General features: G+C 57.8%; 15 protein-coding genes. 6 read left to right on the forward strand and 9 right to left on the reverse strand.

Annotation, left to right across the window (positions count from 1 at the left end; all coding sequences use genetic code 11):
• Positions 1-156: 156 nt before the first annotated feature.
• The 5 genes from FEM03_RS14745 to FEM03_RS14765 form a co-directional block, all read right to left on the reverse strand.
• A complete protein-coding gene (locus FEM03_RS14745) occupies positions 157-522 on the reverse strand; it encodes a cupin domain-containing protein (protein WP_138087046.1) in 366 nt (121 codons plus the stop codon).
• A 31-nt stretch (positions 523-553) separates the two neighbouring features.
• The gene (gene biuH / locus FEM03_RS14750; RefSeq protein WP_138087047.1) at positions 554-1,234 is read right to left on the reverse strand and encodes a biuret amidohydrolase; all 681 of its coding nucleotides are present in this window, start codon (positions 1,232-1,234) and stop codon (positions 554-556) included.
• A 59-nt stretch (positions 1,235-1,293) separates the two neighbouring features.
• Positions 1,294-2,388, reverse strand: a complete 1,095-nt coding sequence (locus tag FEM03_RS14755) for a hypothetical protein (RefSeq protein WP_138087048.1) — start codon at positions 2,386-2,388, stop codon at positions 1,294-1,296.
• Positions 2,389-2,485: 97 nt separating this feature from the next.
• On the reverse strand, positions 2,486-4,078 hold the full coding sequence (locus FEM03_RS14760; protein WP_138087049.1) for a regulator: 1,593 nt from the start codon (positions 4,076-4,078) through the stop codon (positions 2,486-2,488).
• Between the two features lie 47 nt (positions 4,079-4,125).
• On the reverse strand, positions 4,126-4,794 hold the full coding sequence (locus FEM03_RS14765; RefSeq protein ID WP_138087050.1) for a cysteine hydrolase family protein: 669 nt from the start codon (positions 4,792-4,794) through the stop codon (positions 4,126-4,128).
• A gap of 135 nt (positions 4,795-4,929) precedes the next feature.
• On the opposite strand from FEM03_RS14765, the gene FEM03_RS24775 reads away from it, so the two are divergent.
• Complete coding sequence (locus tag FEM03_RS24775) at positions 4,930-5,421, forward strand: hypothetical protein (RefSeq protein ID WP_138087051.1); 492 nt, start codon at positions 4,930-4,932, stop codon at positions 5,419-5,421.
• Positions 5,422-5,513: 92 nt separating this feature from the next.
• On the opposite strand, the gene FEM03_RS14775 is transcribed toward FEM03_RS24775, so the two are convergent.
• Together FEM03_RS14775 and FEM03_RS14780 are read right to left on the reverse strand one after the other, a co-directional pair.
• A complete protein-coding gene (locus FEM03_RS14775; protein WP_138087052.1) occupies positions 5,514-7,034 on the reverse strand; it encodes a sigma-54-dependent transcriptional regulator in 1,521 nt (506 codons plus the stop codon).
• Positions 7,035-7,095: 61 nt separating this feature from the next.
• Positions 7,096-9,846, reverse strand: a complete 2,751-nt coding sequence (locus FEM03_RS14780) for a CHASE domain-containing protein (RefSeq protein WP_166442879.1) — start codon at positions 9,844-9,846, stop codon at positions 7,096-7,098.
• 270 nt (positions 9,847-10,116) lie between these two features.
• Here FEM03_RS14780 and FEM03_RS14785 point away from each other — a divergent pair, with 270 nt between their 5' ends.
• From FEM03_RS14785 to FEM03_RS14805, 5 genes are all read left to right on the forward strand, one after another.
• Positions 10,117-11,265, forward strand: coding sequence for a DNA-directed RNA polymerase subunit alpha (locus FEM03_RS14785; RefSeq protein ID WP_138087054.1), 1,149 nt, complete (start codon positions 10,117-10,119; stop codon positions 11,263-11,265).
• A 55-nt stretch (positions 11,266-11,320) separates the two neighbouring features.
• Positions 11,321-11,791, forward strand: coding sequence for a 50S ribosomal protein L17 (rplQ, locus tag FEM03_RS14790; protein ID WP_138087055.1), 471 nt, complete (start codon positions 11,321-11,323; stop codon positions 11,789-11,791).
• A gap of 130 nt (positions 11,792-11,921) precedes the next feature.
• Complete coding sequence (locus tag FEM03_RS14795; protein WP_138087056.1) at positions 11,922-12,773, forward strand: hypothetical protein; 852 nt, start codon at positions 11,922-11,924, stop codon at positions 12,771-12,773.
• A 106-nt stretch (positions 12,774-12,879) separates the two neighbouring features.
• Complete coding sequence (locus FEM03_RS14800) at positions 12,880-13,374, forward strand: VOC family protein (RefSeq protein ID WP_138087057.1); 495 nt, start codon at positions 12,880-12,882, stop codon at positions 13,372-13,374.
• Positions 13,375-13,477: 103 nt separating this feature from the next.
• Positions 13,478-14,143, forward strand: a complete 666-nt coding sequence (locus tag FEM03_RS14805) for a 3-keto-disaccharide hydrolase (protein WP_138087058.1) — start codon at positions 13,478-13,480, stop codon at positions 14,141-14,143.
• Positions 14,144-14,202: 59 nt separating this feature from the next.
• On the opposite strand, the gene FEM03_RS14810 is transcribed toward FEM03_RS14805, so the two are convergent.
• Both FEM03_RS14810 and fabF read right to left on the reverse strand, forming a co-directional pair.
• On the reverse strand, positions 14,203-14,916 hold the full coding sequence (locus FEM03_RS14810) for a DUF1826 domain-containing protein (protein WP_138087059.1): 714 nt from the start codon (positions 14,914-14,916) through the stop codon (positions 14,203-14,205).
• 100 nt (positions 14,917-15,016) lie between these two features.
• Positions 15,017-16,261, reverse strand: a complete 1,245-nt coding sequence (gene fabF / locus FEM03_RS14815) for a beta-ketoacyl-ACP synthase II (RefSeq protein WP_138087060.1) — start codon at positions 16,259-16,261, stop codon at positions 15,017-15,019.
• Positions 16,262-16,269: the final 8 nt, after the last annotated feature.

The following is a 16,269-nucleotide window of genomic DNA, read 5'->3' on the forward strand; positions in this document are numbered from 1 at the left end:
GATGTTAGTGTTTAAAATACACGAAGGCCATGCAAGAGTTGGGAAGTGTATCCAGACACGGATCGCCCCTTTGGGGCTTGAGAGATTGAACGACGCGGAGAAAATTGGAGGAGGATGAATCGATGACGAGGCGCGTCTCACAAAGTTCGTTTGTTATCAGATAAATTTGACAGGTCGCTCGTAGATGGCGAGGACGATGCAGCCGGATTCGCTGATGATGGCGTGGGAAGTTCCGGGGGGATTGATGATGAGGGTGCCGGCTTCGGATTTGGCCTGGTCGTCGGTTTGGGTGCCGGAAAGAATAAAAATGTGCTCGAAGCCGGTGTGTTCGTGGCGGGGGACTTTGCCGCCGGGGCGGAATTTTAACAGGGCGGCACAGGGGCCGTTTTGTCCGTCGCCGTAGAGACGGTGGATTTCAACACCTTCCTGGAAGGGTTGCCAGGGGAGAGTGTTTTGCCATTGATCGACATGGACAAGGTCGCGAAGGATTTGGACGGTTTGAAGGTTTTGGTCGTCGATCATGCGAGAGTGTTAGTAGGTCGGATAGGATGGGCTATTGGGTGATGGTGGCAATGAAGTTTTTGGAGTCGCTGACGGCACCGAAGACGCCGCCTTGCATGGTGACCATTTTTAGGGCGGCGAGGTGGTTGCCGTGGTCGGTGGCGCCGACGCAGTCGGAGAGAATGAGGCATTCGTAGCCGCGGTCGTTGGCGTCGCGCATGGTGGTGTGGACGCAGACGTCGGTGGTGATGCCGCAGAGGACGATGTTTTGGATGTTGCGCTGGGCGAGGAGGAGGTTGAGGTCGGTGGCGTAGAAGCTGCCTTTGCCGGGTTTTTCGATGATCGGTTCGCCGGGGAGCGGATACAATTCGGGGATGATGTCCCAGCCGGGTTCGCCGCGCACGAGAATGCGGCCGCAGGGGCCGGTGTCGCCGATGCCGGCGCCGATGCGTTGGCTGCGCCAGCGTTTGTTGGGCGGGAGATCGGCGAGGTCGGGTCGGTGACCTTCGCGGGTGTGCATGATGTGATAGCCTTGGGCGCGGGCGGCTTCGAGGACCTGTTTGATGGGCTCGATGGGGGCGCGGGTGAGGCTGAGGTCGTAACCCATTTGGTCGACATAGCCGCCTGGGCCGCAGAAATCAATCTGCATGTCGATGACGAGGATGACGGTGTTTTGTGGGCGGAGGTCGCCGTTGTAAGGCCAGGGGTAGGGATTGGAATCGACGGTGGGCATGGCTGGAAAAAATAAAGGCTGGAATGGGGGGACATTCCAGCCGCAATTAGTTGGAGGTGTTAGAAAATGATGGTGATGCCGGTGGAGAACTGGAATTCGTCGTCATCGGGTTGGCCGGTGGCGAAGGATCCGAACTGAACGAGGGCATCGTTTTCGAAGGCGTGGTAGGTGGCTTTGCCGTAAAGGAACCACTTGCCGAAAGATGGCGAGATGAAGGTGAGCGGGGTGCTGGCTTTGAGGGCGATGGACCATAGGCCGACGGTGGAGCTTTCGCCGTAGAAGTCGTCTGCGGGGAAGAGCACGGTGATGGGCAACTCGAAGCGCACGGGGATGCTTTTCGGACTGTAGGTGGGGTTGATGCCGACAGTGAAGTAGTAACTGGAGTCGGTGGTGGCGAAGGTGGTTTTGTTGGTGATTTCGAGCCAGTAGGAGACGAAGGGGTTGATGCTGAAGGTGTCGGTGAGGTTGTCGGAGTAGCTGAGTTTGACTTCAAGATTGTGCGGGGTGTCGTAGGAGTCGGTCATGCTTTCGAAGGCGGTCCAGGTAGTGTCGAGTTTGAATCCGCCCTGGAATCCGAAGCTGAGACCGGCGATGGGGTCGATCTCGTTCCAATAGCCGGGATCGGCTCCGCTTTTTTCAGTGTGGATGCTGTTCCAAACACCGAGGGTGAGGCTGACGTCGTTGATAAATCCGTCGCCGTCGTAGAGGTCGAAGAACAGCAGGAAGAGGGGTTGGAAGATGACGCCCTGGTTTTCGACGGTGAGGCCGCGTGGGGTGATGTAGTGGTCGGAGATGTCGATTTGGAAAAGGCCGCCGATGCGCGATTTCGCGGGGGCGGGCTCGATGGCGGTGGGGTCGCTGGACTTGGGATCGCCAGCAGTGAGGACGCATGGGCTGAGGGTGAGCAGCACGGCGAGGGCAGTGCCGATGAGGCGGGGTAGACGGATGTTCATGGGAGAGTGGTTGATGAAGTTATACATGGCAGGTTTCTTTTTAGCATTCTGCGGGCCTGCGTGGGGGCAGGTTGTTAAGGCGTTGATGATGAGGAGGTTGCTGAGTTTTTGGGGCAGTTGGTGAAGTTGACCGGGTGTGCTGGATGTCGCGGTGGGAACAGCTGGAACAGTGTCGGTTTGAGGGTGGGGAAATGGGGGCATGAAAAACGGCGTCAGTGATGAGCTGACGCCGTTTGATTTATCTAACTACTTAAGACAACCAACCAATGAAAGTGGGGCTTTTAAAGGGATGGGAGAGTTATGCCGTTTGGGGGGATTCGTCGGGGAGTGATTCGGGTTCTTCCGCGTGTTCAGGTGCGGGTTCGGAGGCGGTGGCGAACTTGGCGCAGGCGACCAGGATGCCGGTGACCACCAGATAGCCGGCGGCGACCATGGGGGAGTGATTGATACCGATCGCTTCGCCATGCATGAAACCGAAGAAGGTAAGCAGCGCGGAGGCCAGGGTGAACATCGCGGCCTTGTAGAATTTTCGGTCGATGACAAACACCCCGATGGCACCGAGCATGAGGCCGCCGATGATGGCGCCGCCGCCTAGAATGCCGAGGCCTTCGTAGAGGACGCCGACTTGTCCGAGTTTATCAAGGCCAACCGTGGCGGCATTGGTGCCGGCAGCGCCGAGGGCGTTGTCAATTTGCGTTTTACCCCAATGAGCAACGTGGGGGGCGAGGGCGAGAATGATGGCCGGGGCGTGGCGTTTTGGGCATTCTTGAAAGGCCTGCGCACCGATGAGCATACCGATGTAGAGGAGGATCGGGGAGATGGCGACGAGCGGGATGAGGGCGCTCATCACGGAGATGATGCCGAAGGTGGCGAAGAGGATGATCATCACGCCGGTGGCGGCGGAGTAGCCGATGCGGCCGCCCATGGATTTCCAACCCGGATGGCCGATGTAGACGGCGAGGTTGAAGGGGTTGCCCATGAGGCAGCCGATGGTGCTGATGACACCGTCGGCGGTGAGGACCTGGGTGGTGGGGAAGCTGTCGCCAGCGACCTCGGCGCTTTCGACGTTGTCCATGGCTTCGACGAGGTCATAGATGCCGAAGGGAATGGCGGTGACGAGGATGATGCCGAGGAATTCGAATCCGGAAAAGACGTGGTCGAAGGCGGGCATCGGCAGGGAGAAGCCGAAGTTGGTGAAGGAGGCGGTGAGAGCGGTGGCTGACATGCCGCCGATGTTGGCACCGAAGAGGTTGGAGCCCCAGGCGATGAGGCAGCCGGCGGCGATGGCGATGAGGCCTGCGGGGATGCCTTTGAAGTAACGCACGCCGCCGAACCAGCTGAGGAGGATGATGGCGAAGCAGACGATGCCAATGAGCGGGGTCATGAACATCTCAAGGGCGGGGCGCATGGAGATGAAGGTCACCGAGACCCCGGCGAGGGTGCCGAGCAGGGCGGCGCGGGGGGTGATTTTGCGAATGATGGGAGCGATGAAACCGCCGATCATAAGGAGAAACCCCTGGATGAACACCCAGGCGAGTCCGGCTTCCCAGCCTTTGATGGGGTCGCCGGTCATCAGCGAGATGGGCAGCATGATGACGAACACGACGACAAACATGTGCGGCACGCTGACGCCGGAGGGCAGGGCGCAGACGGTGTCGCGGCCCTCCTTTTTGGCGAGTCGGTAGGCCAGCCAGGCGTAGTAGACGGTGCTCATGAATAGCATGAGGCCGGTGGCGGGCAGGATGCGGCCAAAGACCAGTTCGTCGGGCAGGCCGAGCACGAAGCGCAGCAGTCCGGTGAGAACCAGCATGTTGACGATGATGTTCGTGCCGAAGCCGAAGAACGCGTTCCAGTCGCCTGGAACCCACAGTTTAGGTTTGAATGTGTTCATTTTATTGTGATGACGAGGTTGCTGGTGGTTGATGGGGAGGGGTTGGGCTAGGCGAGGGCGGCGATGATGGATGGGGAGTCGCAGACCCAGCCGAAGATGCCGGACTGGGCCTTGATCATGCGGAGCCCGAAGTCCTGGAATTCGGGGAAGTAGGAGCCGACGCAGTCAGCGGGGACGAGGCATTCGTAACCGCGGTCATTGGCTTCGCGGACGGTCGTGTTGACGCACACTTCGGTGGTGACTCCGGTTACGATGAGTTGCGTGATGCCGAGGTTTTGCAGGATGGCGTGGAGGTCGGTGGCGAAGAAGGCTCCTTTGCCGGGTTTGTCGATGACGGGCTCATTCGGGAGCGGGTAGAGTTCGGGGATGATGTCGTGTCCGGCTTCGCCGCGGATGAGGATGCGGCCCATGGGACCCGGATCGCCGATGGTGGTTTTGCCTTTGCCGCGAACCTTTTTGGCGGGCGGTAAATCACTGAGGTCGGGTCGATGGCCTTCGCGGGTGTGCATCACGGCGAGGCCTTTGGCGCGGAAGGTTTCGAGGAGGACCTTGTTGGGTTCAATGGTGCGACGCAGTTGGGAGACGTCGTTGCCGAGCATTTCGCCGAATCCTCCGGGCTCGAGAAAGTCGCGCTGCATGTCGATGATCAGCAGGGCGCACCTGGAGGGAATCAGTTCAAACGGGTAGGGTTCAGCTTCTATGGAGACAGTGGGCATGGCTGAGTTTGATCGAGCGTATGCCGTGCCATGGCGGACTGTGGAGTAAAGCTGTTGAAAGTGAGGGGGTTATGGAACAGAGTAAGGGAGGTGGACGACGGAAAGTGTCGCGTGGGGGACAGTTGGGACAGTTAAATGAAGCTTTCATCTGCAAATCGGTTGCCGCTCAAGGAGGGTCAGTGTTTGTGTCTGATAGAAGTCATGCTCGAACAATTTCCTCCCGACGTTCAACTGCAGCCGAGCACTCACGGATGGGTTGCAGAGTTGCCTTGTCATCGGGGTTCGTTTTTAGGTCATTCAGTGTCTCTCAGGATTGACACTTCCAACGCACCAAACGGAGTGCTTCCTCGACATCCCAATCCCGTCGATATCGCACTCGCGATGCAAGTTCTCAAAGATCTCCCCCAACTTTTACGCGAGGCCGAGAACCAGTTCAGAGCCTACTACGCTGGCCACGATCAGGATGCTGTTAGGAGCATTCGCGACCCCCATGTTTGGATTAATAGTGAGTTTATTGAGGGCGGCACTCATTGGGCGTTCGTCATCGGTAGCGTCGAAGCTCCGGACTATGGTTTGCATATTGAGTTCGACGGTGAAAGTTGTATTGACTGTTGGGGCGGCGACTAAGTCAGTGCGAGCAGTCTTGATCCCACGATATCTAACCCCGGTGGCGCATCGGAGATAAGTTAACGGTCTGGGCTGATCGAAGGCACCATACCTCAAGCGTCTTTGCTGGCCATCATGCGGTAGATTCTGGTGCGGTGGATGCCGAGGAGGCGGGCGGCTTGGGCGATGTTGCCTTGGGTTTGATTGAGGGCGCGGCGGATGAGGAGGGTTTCGGCTTCTTCAAGGTTGAGGGGAAGGGAGGAATCGGGCGTTAGCGCGAGTTGGGGTGGCTTGGGATGGGGGAGTGATGAAATTGTGCTGTTGCCAGGGAGGTCGAGATGCTCGGGGGAGATGGCGTCGCCGCCGCTGCGGATGAGGGCGCGTTCGATGATGTTTTTTAACTCGCGGATGTTTCCGGGATAGGGATGAGTTTTGAGACGTGCAAGGGCGCTGGTGGTGAGGGGTGGGGCTTTGCGGCCCATTTCTTTGACGAAGAGGTCGATGAAATGACGGGCAAGGGCGGGGATGTCTTCGGTGCGTTCACGCAGGGGGGGTGGGGTGACGGTGAAACGGGCGAGGCGGAAGTAGAGGTCCTGGCGGAAGGTGCCGTTGGCGATGTGGGTTTCGAGCTGGGCGTTAGTGGCGGCGACGACGCGACAGGTGATTTTTTTGCCTTTGCTGGAGCCGATGGGATAGACCATGCCGTCTTCGAGAACACGGAGGAGTTTGGCCTGGAGGGGGAGGGGCATGTCGCCAATTTCGTCGAGGAAGAGGGTGCCCTGATGGGCGAGTTCGAAGTAACCTTTGCGGTCTTCGATGGCGCCGGTGAAAGAGCCGCGGATGTGGCCGAAAAGCATGGATTCGGCAAGTTCGGCGGGGATGGCGACACAGTTGACGGGAATGAAGGGGCCTTTGGCATGGGGGCCGCGGGAGTGGATGGCACGGGCGAGGAGTTCCTTGCCGGTGCCGCTTTCGCCAAGGATCAGGACCGTGGTATTGCCGAACGATTTGAGTTTGTCGACGTCTTCAAGAATTCGGGCCATGGAGGGGCTTTGACCGATAAGACCGGAGACGTTCCAGTGTTCGGCTTCGCGGGCACCGATGACGTCGAGTTTTTGATCGGCGACCTGCAGTTGTTCTTCGGCTTTGGTGCGGAGTTTGATTTCAGCCGCGAGTTTTTCGTTGGTTTGTTTAAGGGCGTCGGCTTGTTCGATGAGTTGGCGGTTTTTTTGTTTGAGCGCGGCGGTAAGGCGGCGGTTTTTGAGGTGGGTTTCGATGCGGGCGAGAACTTCCTCGGCCTGGAAGGGTTTGGTGATGTAGTCGACGCCTCCGGCCTGGAAGCCTTTTACCAAGGTGCGGGTTTCGTTGCGGGCGCTAAGGAAAATGACGGGAATGTCGCGGGTGGCGGGGTTCTTCTTGAGCATTTCGCAGACGTCGAAGCCGTTGAATTCGGGCATGACGACGTCGAGCATGATGAGGTCGGGTTTGGCGCGTTCAGCGACGCGCAGGGCGATCTCGCCGTTGGGAACGGCGAGCACGTGGAATCCGACGGGTTCGAGGGTTTGGGTGAGGACGTCGAGGTTGGCCGGGTGGTCGTCGACGATGAGGATAGTTTCGACGAGTGGCTTTTTCATGAGGAGTGTGACTTATGTCTGTTGGTTGGCCGACGATACGTCGGCAGTCCCAGTGGGGTCATCAAGAGGCGTCGGCGGGTGGAAGGTGGTGTTGGACGAAGTCGATGATGCCTTGCATGTCGTAACCGGCGATCATCTGATGGAGCTGAAGGGTGAGGGCGGAGTGGGGGGAATCGCTGCCTTTGAGTTCTTCAAGGCATTGTTTGAGGTCGGTGATGTTGTAGTCTCCTGCGCTCTGGCGAAGGCGCTGGGCGAGAGGGGCCGGGAGGTCGGCAAGAAGGGAGGGGAGGGCTGCGAAAATGGTTGGGGATTCGATGGTGATGAAATGATCGGGGAGGAGCGATTGCAGGCAGGCGCAGAGGCGCTCGAAGCGGAAGGGTTTTGGGAAAAAATCTTCAAAACCGGTTTCGAGATATTTGCTGGCTTCGTGGGTGAAGGCGGTGGCGGAGTGGGCGACGATTTTGAGCGGAGTTTTGCGGAATTCCCGAAGGAGATGTTGGGTGGCTTCGATGCCATTCATGTCGGGCATCCAGATGTCCATGAAGACGATGTGCGGCTGGGTCTGGCGGACCATTTCGATGGCGGAGGCTCCGTCGCCGACGGTTTCGACTTCGCAACCGGTGAGGCGCAGCATGCGGGCGAGGAGGTCGCGGTTGGCGGAAATGTCGTCAACGACGAGGGCTCTGACGATGGTTTCAGGTCGGACGCGGAGGTTGACGGGATTTTCGGATTGGAGCTGGCTGGCGGGTTGGCTGGCGGAGGGGAGGGGGAGGACGAAGCTGAAGAGGGAACCTCGACCAGGGGCGGAGTCGAGCGTGAGGGTGCCGCCCATCAGTTCGATTTGGCGTTTCAAAATGGTCAGCCCGAGACCGGTGCCGCCGCGATGGCGTCCGGCTTGGGCCTGATGAAAGGGCTCGAAGATTTGATTTTGCAGATCGGGTTCGATGCCGATGCCGGTGTCGGCGACTTCGAAGCGCCAGCGGTCGGCATCTTCAGGAACGACGCGGAGACTGACATAGCCGGTGTCGGTGAATTTGACGGCGTTGCTGAGCAGGTTGATGAGGACTTGCCTGAGCATGGCCTCGTCGCCGGTGAGCATGCTGGGGCCGGAGGTGGCGTCGACGCGGAGTCGGAGTTTTTTCTGCTGGCAACGATGGCGGAACATGCTTTCCAAAAGCTGGACCATGCTCTGGAGGTCGAAGGCGGCGGGATGGATGTCCATGCTGCCGGCTTCGATTTTGGAGAGGTCGAGGAGGTGCTCGACGAGGCTCATGAGGTGATGGCTGCCGGAGGAGAGGGAGTTGAGGATCGACTGCTGGTCGGGCGTGAGGGTTTGGTCGCGTTGCAGGATTTGGGCGTAGCCGATGACCGCATTGAGGGGGGTGCGGATCTCGTGGCTCATGTGCGAGAGGAACACGGACTTGGCTTCGTTGGCGGTGGCGGCGCTTTTTTCGGCGCGCTTGCGATCCTCAATTTCGATGGAAAGGGCGGCATTGGTGCGGGCGAGCTGGGTGCTGCGCTCTTCGAGACGTTGTTGAAGTTCCTGACAGGCGCGATTGAGGGATTCCCGGGCATGTTGTTGCTCGGTGATGTCCTCAACGACGCCCTCATAATAAAGAAGGCGGCCATGGGCATCGCGAACACAACGGGCTTTTTCGGATATCCAAATGAGGGTGCCATCGCGGCGGCGGATCTGGGATTCGAAAGCGGAGATGGTGTCGTGTTGCTGGAGCAGTTGCACAAACTCGCTGCGCCTGGAGGGATCGACGTAAAGTTGGGCACCGATGTCGGAAAAAGCGACCATGAGTTCCCCGGGCGAGGCGTAGCCGTAGAGGTGCGCCATGGCGGTGTTGGCGGCGAGGTAACGTCCAGACGGACTGGTTTGAAACATGCCGACCATGGCGTTTTCAAACAGGCTGCGAAAGGGGTGGTCGGCGTAGGGAGACGAGGGCGTGAGGGGCGCGCTGTGATCGGTGAGGGGAACGCGAACGCGCCAGCGGGCACCGGCGAACTCGAGCCATTCGGTGGCGGTGTCGATGGCGTCTTCGGGGAGCAGGGTGCCACGTCGGCAGATTTGTTGACCGGGTTCGGTTTTGTCGAACACGGCGACTTCGACCTGGAACAGGGGGTCGCTTTCTTCGCCGAGGAAGGCATCGACCATGTTGGTGATGCGGAAGGCGGCGGTGACGAATCCGGCGAGTTGTTGGCGGCGTTCTTCCTCGGAGTTGACGTTGCCGAAATACACGGGGAGGACGACGAGGCAGCCGAGCTGGTCCTGGGTTTCCTGGACGAGGCGCAGTGGGGTGGTGGTGAAAGGGGCGCCGGTGTCGCGGGCGCGTTCGAGTGCGAGTCGGCGTCGGGGTTCGGAGGCAAGATCGAAGCCGTGGGCGATGGCGTTTTCGGCGAGAGGGGCGAGAAAAGTGAGCGGCACGTAGCTCGGGCGCGCGGCAGCGGTTTCGAGCTGGTTGTGGTGATTGAGATCGCGCACTTCGTAGCGGTCGTCATGGAGCATCTTGCGCATGGCGGATTCATATTGAGGCCGCTCGGCGTGCTGGACCACGGGGCTCCAAGCGAGACCTTGCAGCTCCTGATGTCGCTCCATGGGATCTTTGACAAAACGCTGGAACACATCGGCGTCCATGGATTGGCGCGACATGGCGAGAAGTCCGTGAAGGGATTGCAGGGAATAAAGAACCTCCATCAGACCGAGGGTGCGGCTGCGCAGGTTGTCCAGTTTCATCCGGGCGTAGTCGGACGCCTTGCGCAGATGGGGATGCGGATGAAGTGAAGGAGGAGGGGGAAGGGCGCTCATGCCGAAAGCGGGACGGGGAAAAGAGCTGTATATGGCTAACTCCATGCCAAACGAGGGTGATATTTTGGGTCCGGCAGGGAAATGCGAGGCACTTGAGAGTTCGCAATTTTGCGACGAATTTGTCAAAAACATCTTGCACAACAGGGTGGATCGTGCATCTTCATGGCCCCTTGCGAGCCAGCATTATTCGCTGTTGGTCTTCGGGTTTCTGCATTTTCACGATGTGGAGACAGCTCGCGCCGAAGGCAACCCAGCCCATCAATACCCTACATGTCCATCAGATTAGCCCGATTTGAAATGCCCAATCGTCTCGTGAAAAACGAGGTGACGGCCAATGATAACTACGCGCAGTTCGTCGCTGAACCGTTTGATCGCGGTTATGGCCACACGATTGGCAACAGCCTTCGTCGCGTGCTGCTTTCCTCGTTGGAAGGCGCTTCCATCACCAGCGTTCGCATCAAGGGTGCCGAGCATGAGTTCAGCACCCTTCCTGGCGTGCTTGAAGACGTGACCCAGATCGTCCTCAACCTCAAAAAGGTGAAGTTCCAGCATTTCGACAATAAGGACATTCACGTTCTTTCCATCAACGCCGACAAAGAAGGCGTGGTGACTGCCGGTGACATTCGTGACGACCAGCATTATCAGGTCATCAACAAGGATCAGATCATCTGCACCCTTGATCGCAAAGGCAAATTTGAAGCGGACATCGAAGTTCGCGTGGGCCGCGGTTTCGCCACTGGCGAAGAGAACAAGCGCCCCGACATGCCGATTGGTGTGATTCCCATTGATGCCATTTTCTCCCCGGTGACCCGTGTGAAATACGCCGTGGAAGCCACTCGTGTGGGTCAGAACACCGATTACGACAAACTGGTGCTCGACGTGTGGACAGACGGACGCATTGCCCCCCAGGACGCGTTGCTTCAGGCTTCCGCCATCCTTCGCCGCCACCTTGATGTGTTCGTCAACTACGACGACAGCCAGGTGGAATTCGACGCCGCTCCAGAAGCGCAAAGCGAAGAAAACCTTGAGCTCCGCAAGTTGCTCAACATGTCCGTCAACGAGATCGAACTCAGCGTGCGTGCGGCCAACTGCCTCAACAACGCCAACATCACTTCCGTGGGTCAACTCGCCCTCAAGAGCGAGGCCGAAATGCTGCGTTACCGCAACTTCGGCAAGAAGTCCCTCACCGAGATCAAGGAAAAGCTTCAGGAGCTTGGCCTCAATCTTGGCATGAAACTCGATGCCTCGTTGCTTGAGCCCCTTCCTGGTGGCGTCTCCATGCTGCGTTCCGGCTTCCGTCGTGAAGACGACGATGAAGGCGACGCTGACAGCTTCTCCCGTTTGATCTCCGCCAACCTTGGTGACGACGACGATGATGAAGACGATGAAGTCGAAGTCGAAGAGGAAGAAGAAGCTTAATATTTATTATTTGTTATCCCCATTTCCGGCACACCACCTGAATCACTAACCAGTCATGAGACATAAACGTAAAACGGTCAAACTTCAGCGCTCGCAGAGCCATCGCGATGCCTTGCTGAAAAATCTTTGCAAGAGCCTCATCGAGCATCGCCGCATCCGCACCACCGTGGCCAAGGCCAAGGCTGTGCGTCCGGTGGTCGAGAAGCTTGTCACCCTTGGCAAGAAGGCGCTTGCCGCTGAAGGTGCCAACGAGAAGGAAATCGCAGCCAAACGCGTTCACTTTGCCCGTCAGGCTTTCGCCCAGTTGCGCGACAAGTCCTTGGTGAAAAAGCTTTTCAGCGAAATCGCCGTGGCTTCCAAAGATCGCAAAGGTGGTTACACCCGCATCACCAAGCTCGGCCAGCGCCAGAGCGACTCCGCTCCGATGGCATTCATCGAGTGGGTTGACCTCGCTGCTCCTGTCGGTGCCGCCGTGGTGGAAGACGCACCTGCCAAAGAAGAGGCGAAAGCCGAAGCTGAGGCTTAAGCTCGATCATTCGATCAACCTTTTAAAAAAGCGTGGAGGCCATCCTCCACGCTTTTTTTGTGTCGTGCTTCCGTGCGGAATGTGGATTGGATTGCAATGAGCGGAAGGCGACATCAGATTGAAGCATCGCATGGCCTACGACATGACAGTGAAGCCGTTGGGAAGACTGGGCAATCGAATCGCCTTGTTGCTAACGGGCATATGGATGGCGGAGAGATACCAGGGAAGGGTGCAGGTCGGTCAATTGGTTGCGGGGCATCCGCTGATCGCCAATGTGCCTGCGGTCTTCGATTTCAACACGAACCAGCGACCTCTTCAAAGCATGAAGGTGGAGTGGCAGAAGTTTCCGGGCTATCAGAGACCATGGCCGCCGGAGGGTGATGCCGGTCGCATCATGCAGACTTATGTGGTTCCGCATCTTACCATGCCGAGTTTTGCTGCCGAAGAATTTGTGTTGAACATCAGGAGTGGCGACATCTTCACGAATCCGTCATTTTTCAAGCAGGGTTGGTCTGGGGTGGCAGGGAAATATTTTTGCCCGCCACCGTTGAGTTATTATGCGGGAATTATCGAAAGGGAGCAGCCGAAGCGCATCGTCGTGGTTTCGTCAGATCATTCGAATCCGGTCATTCCTGCACTGTTAAAACGATATCCAGAGGCGGAGTTTTTTCACCAGGGGGTGGAGGCCGATTTCGGCAAGGTTGCATCTGCGCGGACACTGGTAATGTCTTACTCGTCGTTCACTGAGTCCGCGTTTTTGGCGAGTCGGCAGGTGGAGCGTTGTTATTCCATGTTTATAGGACACATGCTTCGAGACGATGTGCAGCGCATTGAATACCAGGACAAGGCATTTGTGGAAAAACCGTGGGATTCACCGGCGGAACGGGATGATGATTTGTTGAACTGGAAGTTTAAGGGGGAATTTATCGAATATCCAGCCGGGAGAGACGGGGAAACTAAAAGTTCCACAGGCATGTCCTGAAAATCAAAACCCGTTCGTCGTTGGGTTGGAATCAGTAATCACAACCCCGCATCGTTGCATCCTACTAACCATCCATTGAACGATTCACCCACGAACCTTACTTGTTATGCTCTCCAAAATTACACCCTGCCTTTGGTTTGACGATCAAGGCGAAGCTGCTGCCAATTTTTATGTCTCCATCTTCAAAGATTCGAAGATCACCGACGTTTCCTACTACCCGGAGTCCGGACATGAGATTCATCGTGGACGGGAGGGAAAGGTGCTGATGGTGGTGTTTGAGCTTGAAGGACAAAGTTTCACGGCACTCAATGGGGGTCCACATTTCAAGTTCACCGAGGCCATCTCCTTTCAGATCGAATGCGAAAACCAGGAAGAGGTAGACTATTATTGGGAAAAACTTGGCGAAGGCGGACCGGTGGAGGCGCAGCAATGTGGCTGGGTGAAGGACAAGTTTGGCCTTTCCTGGCAGGTGGTGCCAAAGAGGATGATTGAGATGCTGAATGATCCTGACAAGGCCAAGTTTCAACGTGCTTTTGAGGCCATGATGCAGATGAAAAAGCTCGATATCGGCGAATTGGAGAAGGCGTTCAATGGGAAGTAACTCATTTTGGATTATAGGTGAATGAATTGAGTTCGAGTTCGTTGAAAGTGAGAGAGCATCGGGGGCGTATGCTGTGTTCTCTCAGTTAGATCTTTTTATGAAAATGCATGCTTCTTTGAAATGGTTGTTGGCGGGCTTTTTGGCTTGTGGTGCTGGGATGGTGTCGAGTTCGGCTTTGGCTGGCGAGGCCGTTGCGATTTTTGATGGCAAGACGTTGACCGGTTGGAAACAGAACAATGGGACGGCGACTTTCGCGGTGGTGGATGGCACGATTGTGGGGACAACGGCAGAGGGGAGCCCGAACTCATTTTTGTGCACGGAGAAACTGTATGGTGATTTTCAGTTGGAGTTCGATGTGAAGGTGGACAATCAATTGAACTCGGGAGTGATGATTCGCTCGCAAACGAAGGATGGCACGTCGGAAGGTCGTGTGAATGGTCCACAGGTGGAGATCGAAGCGAGTGGAGAGAAGGGCGCGGAGTCAGGTTATATTTATGGTGAGGCGATTGGAGGCTGGATGACCAAACCGGAGAAGCTGATTCCTCACAAGAAGTTCAAGGACGGTGAGTGGAATCATTACAAGATCGTTGCAAAGGGGCCGCGGATTCAGGTGTGGATCAATGGTGAAGAGGTGGAAGATCTGACAGATGAGAAGGTGTTTGCCTCGCATCCGAAGGGTTTCATCGGCTTGCAGGTGCATGGCATCAAGAAGGGCACGGGGCCTTACTCGGTGGCATGGAAGAACATCACACTGAAGGAACTGGAATAAGGTCCACGTGTGAGAATGTTTTACGGACGAGGGTTCAGTTCCTCGTCCGTTTTTTTTGTTTAGCTGATGAGAAGCAGGCGGGGTGGTTGACCTGGAATGGGATCGGGGGCGCGATGGATACAGGGGGGGACGGGGCTGCCGGGGTATTGGACGGCAATGCGCCAGAGGTTGTGGAGGCCAAAGATCACGGGTTCGGCGTTGGGCAAGGGAACGTAGTGGAGGTCGTAGCAGTAGTCGCTCAAGTATTCGAGGAAGTCGGCGTCGTCCTTGCCGCCATGCTGGGCGAGGAGGTGCTCGCGAGTGGCAGGGATGTCGATGTGACGCTGGGCTTGATCGTTGCGAAGGAGTTCGCTGGAGGCTCCGAAATAGGTGCAGAGCCAGGTGTCGGCTTCGGCGGTGGCGCTGTCGACGTGGAAGGAACAAACGTCGGTGCGCAGGGGTTCGGGTTCGTCGGGAGGGAGGTAGCCATTGACGGTGTCGAGAACGGGATCGAGTCCGTGTTCGCGGAGGAGGCGCTGGTCGTTGAGGAGGGTCGAGACGGCGAGCTGGCCTGCGGGAGTGAGATTGGCGGAGAGGTTTTGAAGCTGGTCTTCGTCGATGGTGGTGATGCCGAGGGGGGCGTTGAGATGGTCGACGACTTCGGCGAAATCGCCGGGGAGGGTGCGCGGCCAGCAGACGGCATTGATGCCGTTGGAGAAGGGGGTGGTGATAAGTTCGTGAAAGCTGGCGACCCGTTTGATGCGCGGGTAGTCGGCGGGGAGGGGGGGAGGCATGGGGTTGTCGGATTAGGACATCAATGAGGCGCTGCGCGTCCGGGTTCCCGGCAAGATGCCGAGAACGACACGCAAGATGCGTGTGCTCCCCAATTCCCTGCTAGATTTTCTTCACGAGGAGGGCCGCGTTGTGGCCGCCGAAACCGAAGGAGTTGCTGAGGGCGGCGTCAAGTTTGACTTCCCGGGCGACGTTGGGAACGACGTCGAGATCGCACTCGGGGTCCTGATTTTCGATGTTGATCGTTGGGGGGACGATCTGATCGCGCAGGGCGAGGACACAGGCGGCGAGTTCGATGCCACCGGCGGCTCCGAGAAGGTGGCCGGTCATGGATTTGGTGGCGCTGACGACGAGTCCGTCTTTGGCGTGGGCGCCGAAGGTGGCTTTGATGGCGAGGGTTTCGCCGATGTCGCCAAGTGGGGTGCTGGTGGCGTGGGCGTTGACGTATTGGACGTCTTCGGGATTGAGTTTGGCATGTTTAAGGGCCATGCGCATGCAGCGGGCGGCACCGGAACCGTCGGGGAGGGGGGCGCTGAGGTGATAGGCGTCGGCGCTGAGTCCGTAGCCGACGAGTTCGCAGTAGATGTGGGCACCGCGAGCTTTGGCGTGTTCGTATTCTTCGATCACGCAGCAGCCGGAGCCTTCGCCCATGACGAAACCGTCGCGGTCTTTGTCGAAGGGACGGGAGGCTTTTTCAGGAGAGTCGTTGCGGGTGGAAAGGGCGCGCATGTTGCCGAATCCGGCCATGCCCATGGGGGCGATGGAGGCTTCGGATCCACCAGCGACGATGGCGTCGGCGTCGCCGAATTTGATGATGCGCCAGGCCTCGCCGATGGAGTGGTTGGAGGTGGCGCAGGCGGTGACGATGCACATGTTGGGTCCGAGGAAACCGTATTCCATGGAGATCATGCCGCTGGCGATGTTCGCGATCATCATCGGAATGGTGAACGGAGAGACGCGGGAGGGGTGTTTGGTGATGAGCTGGGTGTGGTTGTTTTCCAGCACGGTGAGGCCGCCGATGCCAGAGCCGACCATGACGCCGATGCGCTCTTTGTTGACGTCGGCGGTGTCGAGTCCGCTGTCGATGATGGCCTGTTTGGCTCCGCCCATGGCGAGCTGGGTGAAACGGTCGGCGCGGCGACCGTCTTTGAAGTCGTTGAAATAAACTTTGGGATCGTAATCGACCACTTCACCGGCGAACTTGGTGGTGTATTCGGTCGTATCGATGGACTGGATGGTGCGGATGCCGCTTTTGCCAGCGATGAGGTTTTTCCAGAAATCTTCTTTGTTGTTGCCGAGAGGGGAAACAATGCCAAGGCCGGTGATGACTACGCGTCGGTCGCTCATGAGGAAAG

It is taken from the genome of Phragmitibacter flavus (assembly GCF_005780165.1).
GTDB classification, from domain to species: Bacteria; Verrucomicrobiota; Verrucomicrobiia; order Verrucomicrobiales; family Verrucomicrobiaceae; genus Phragmitibacter; species Phragmitibacter flavus.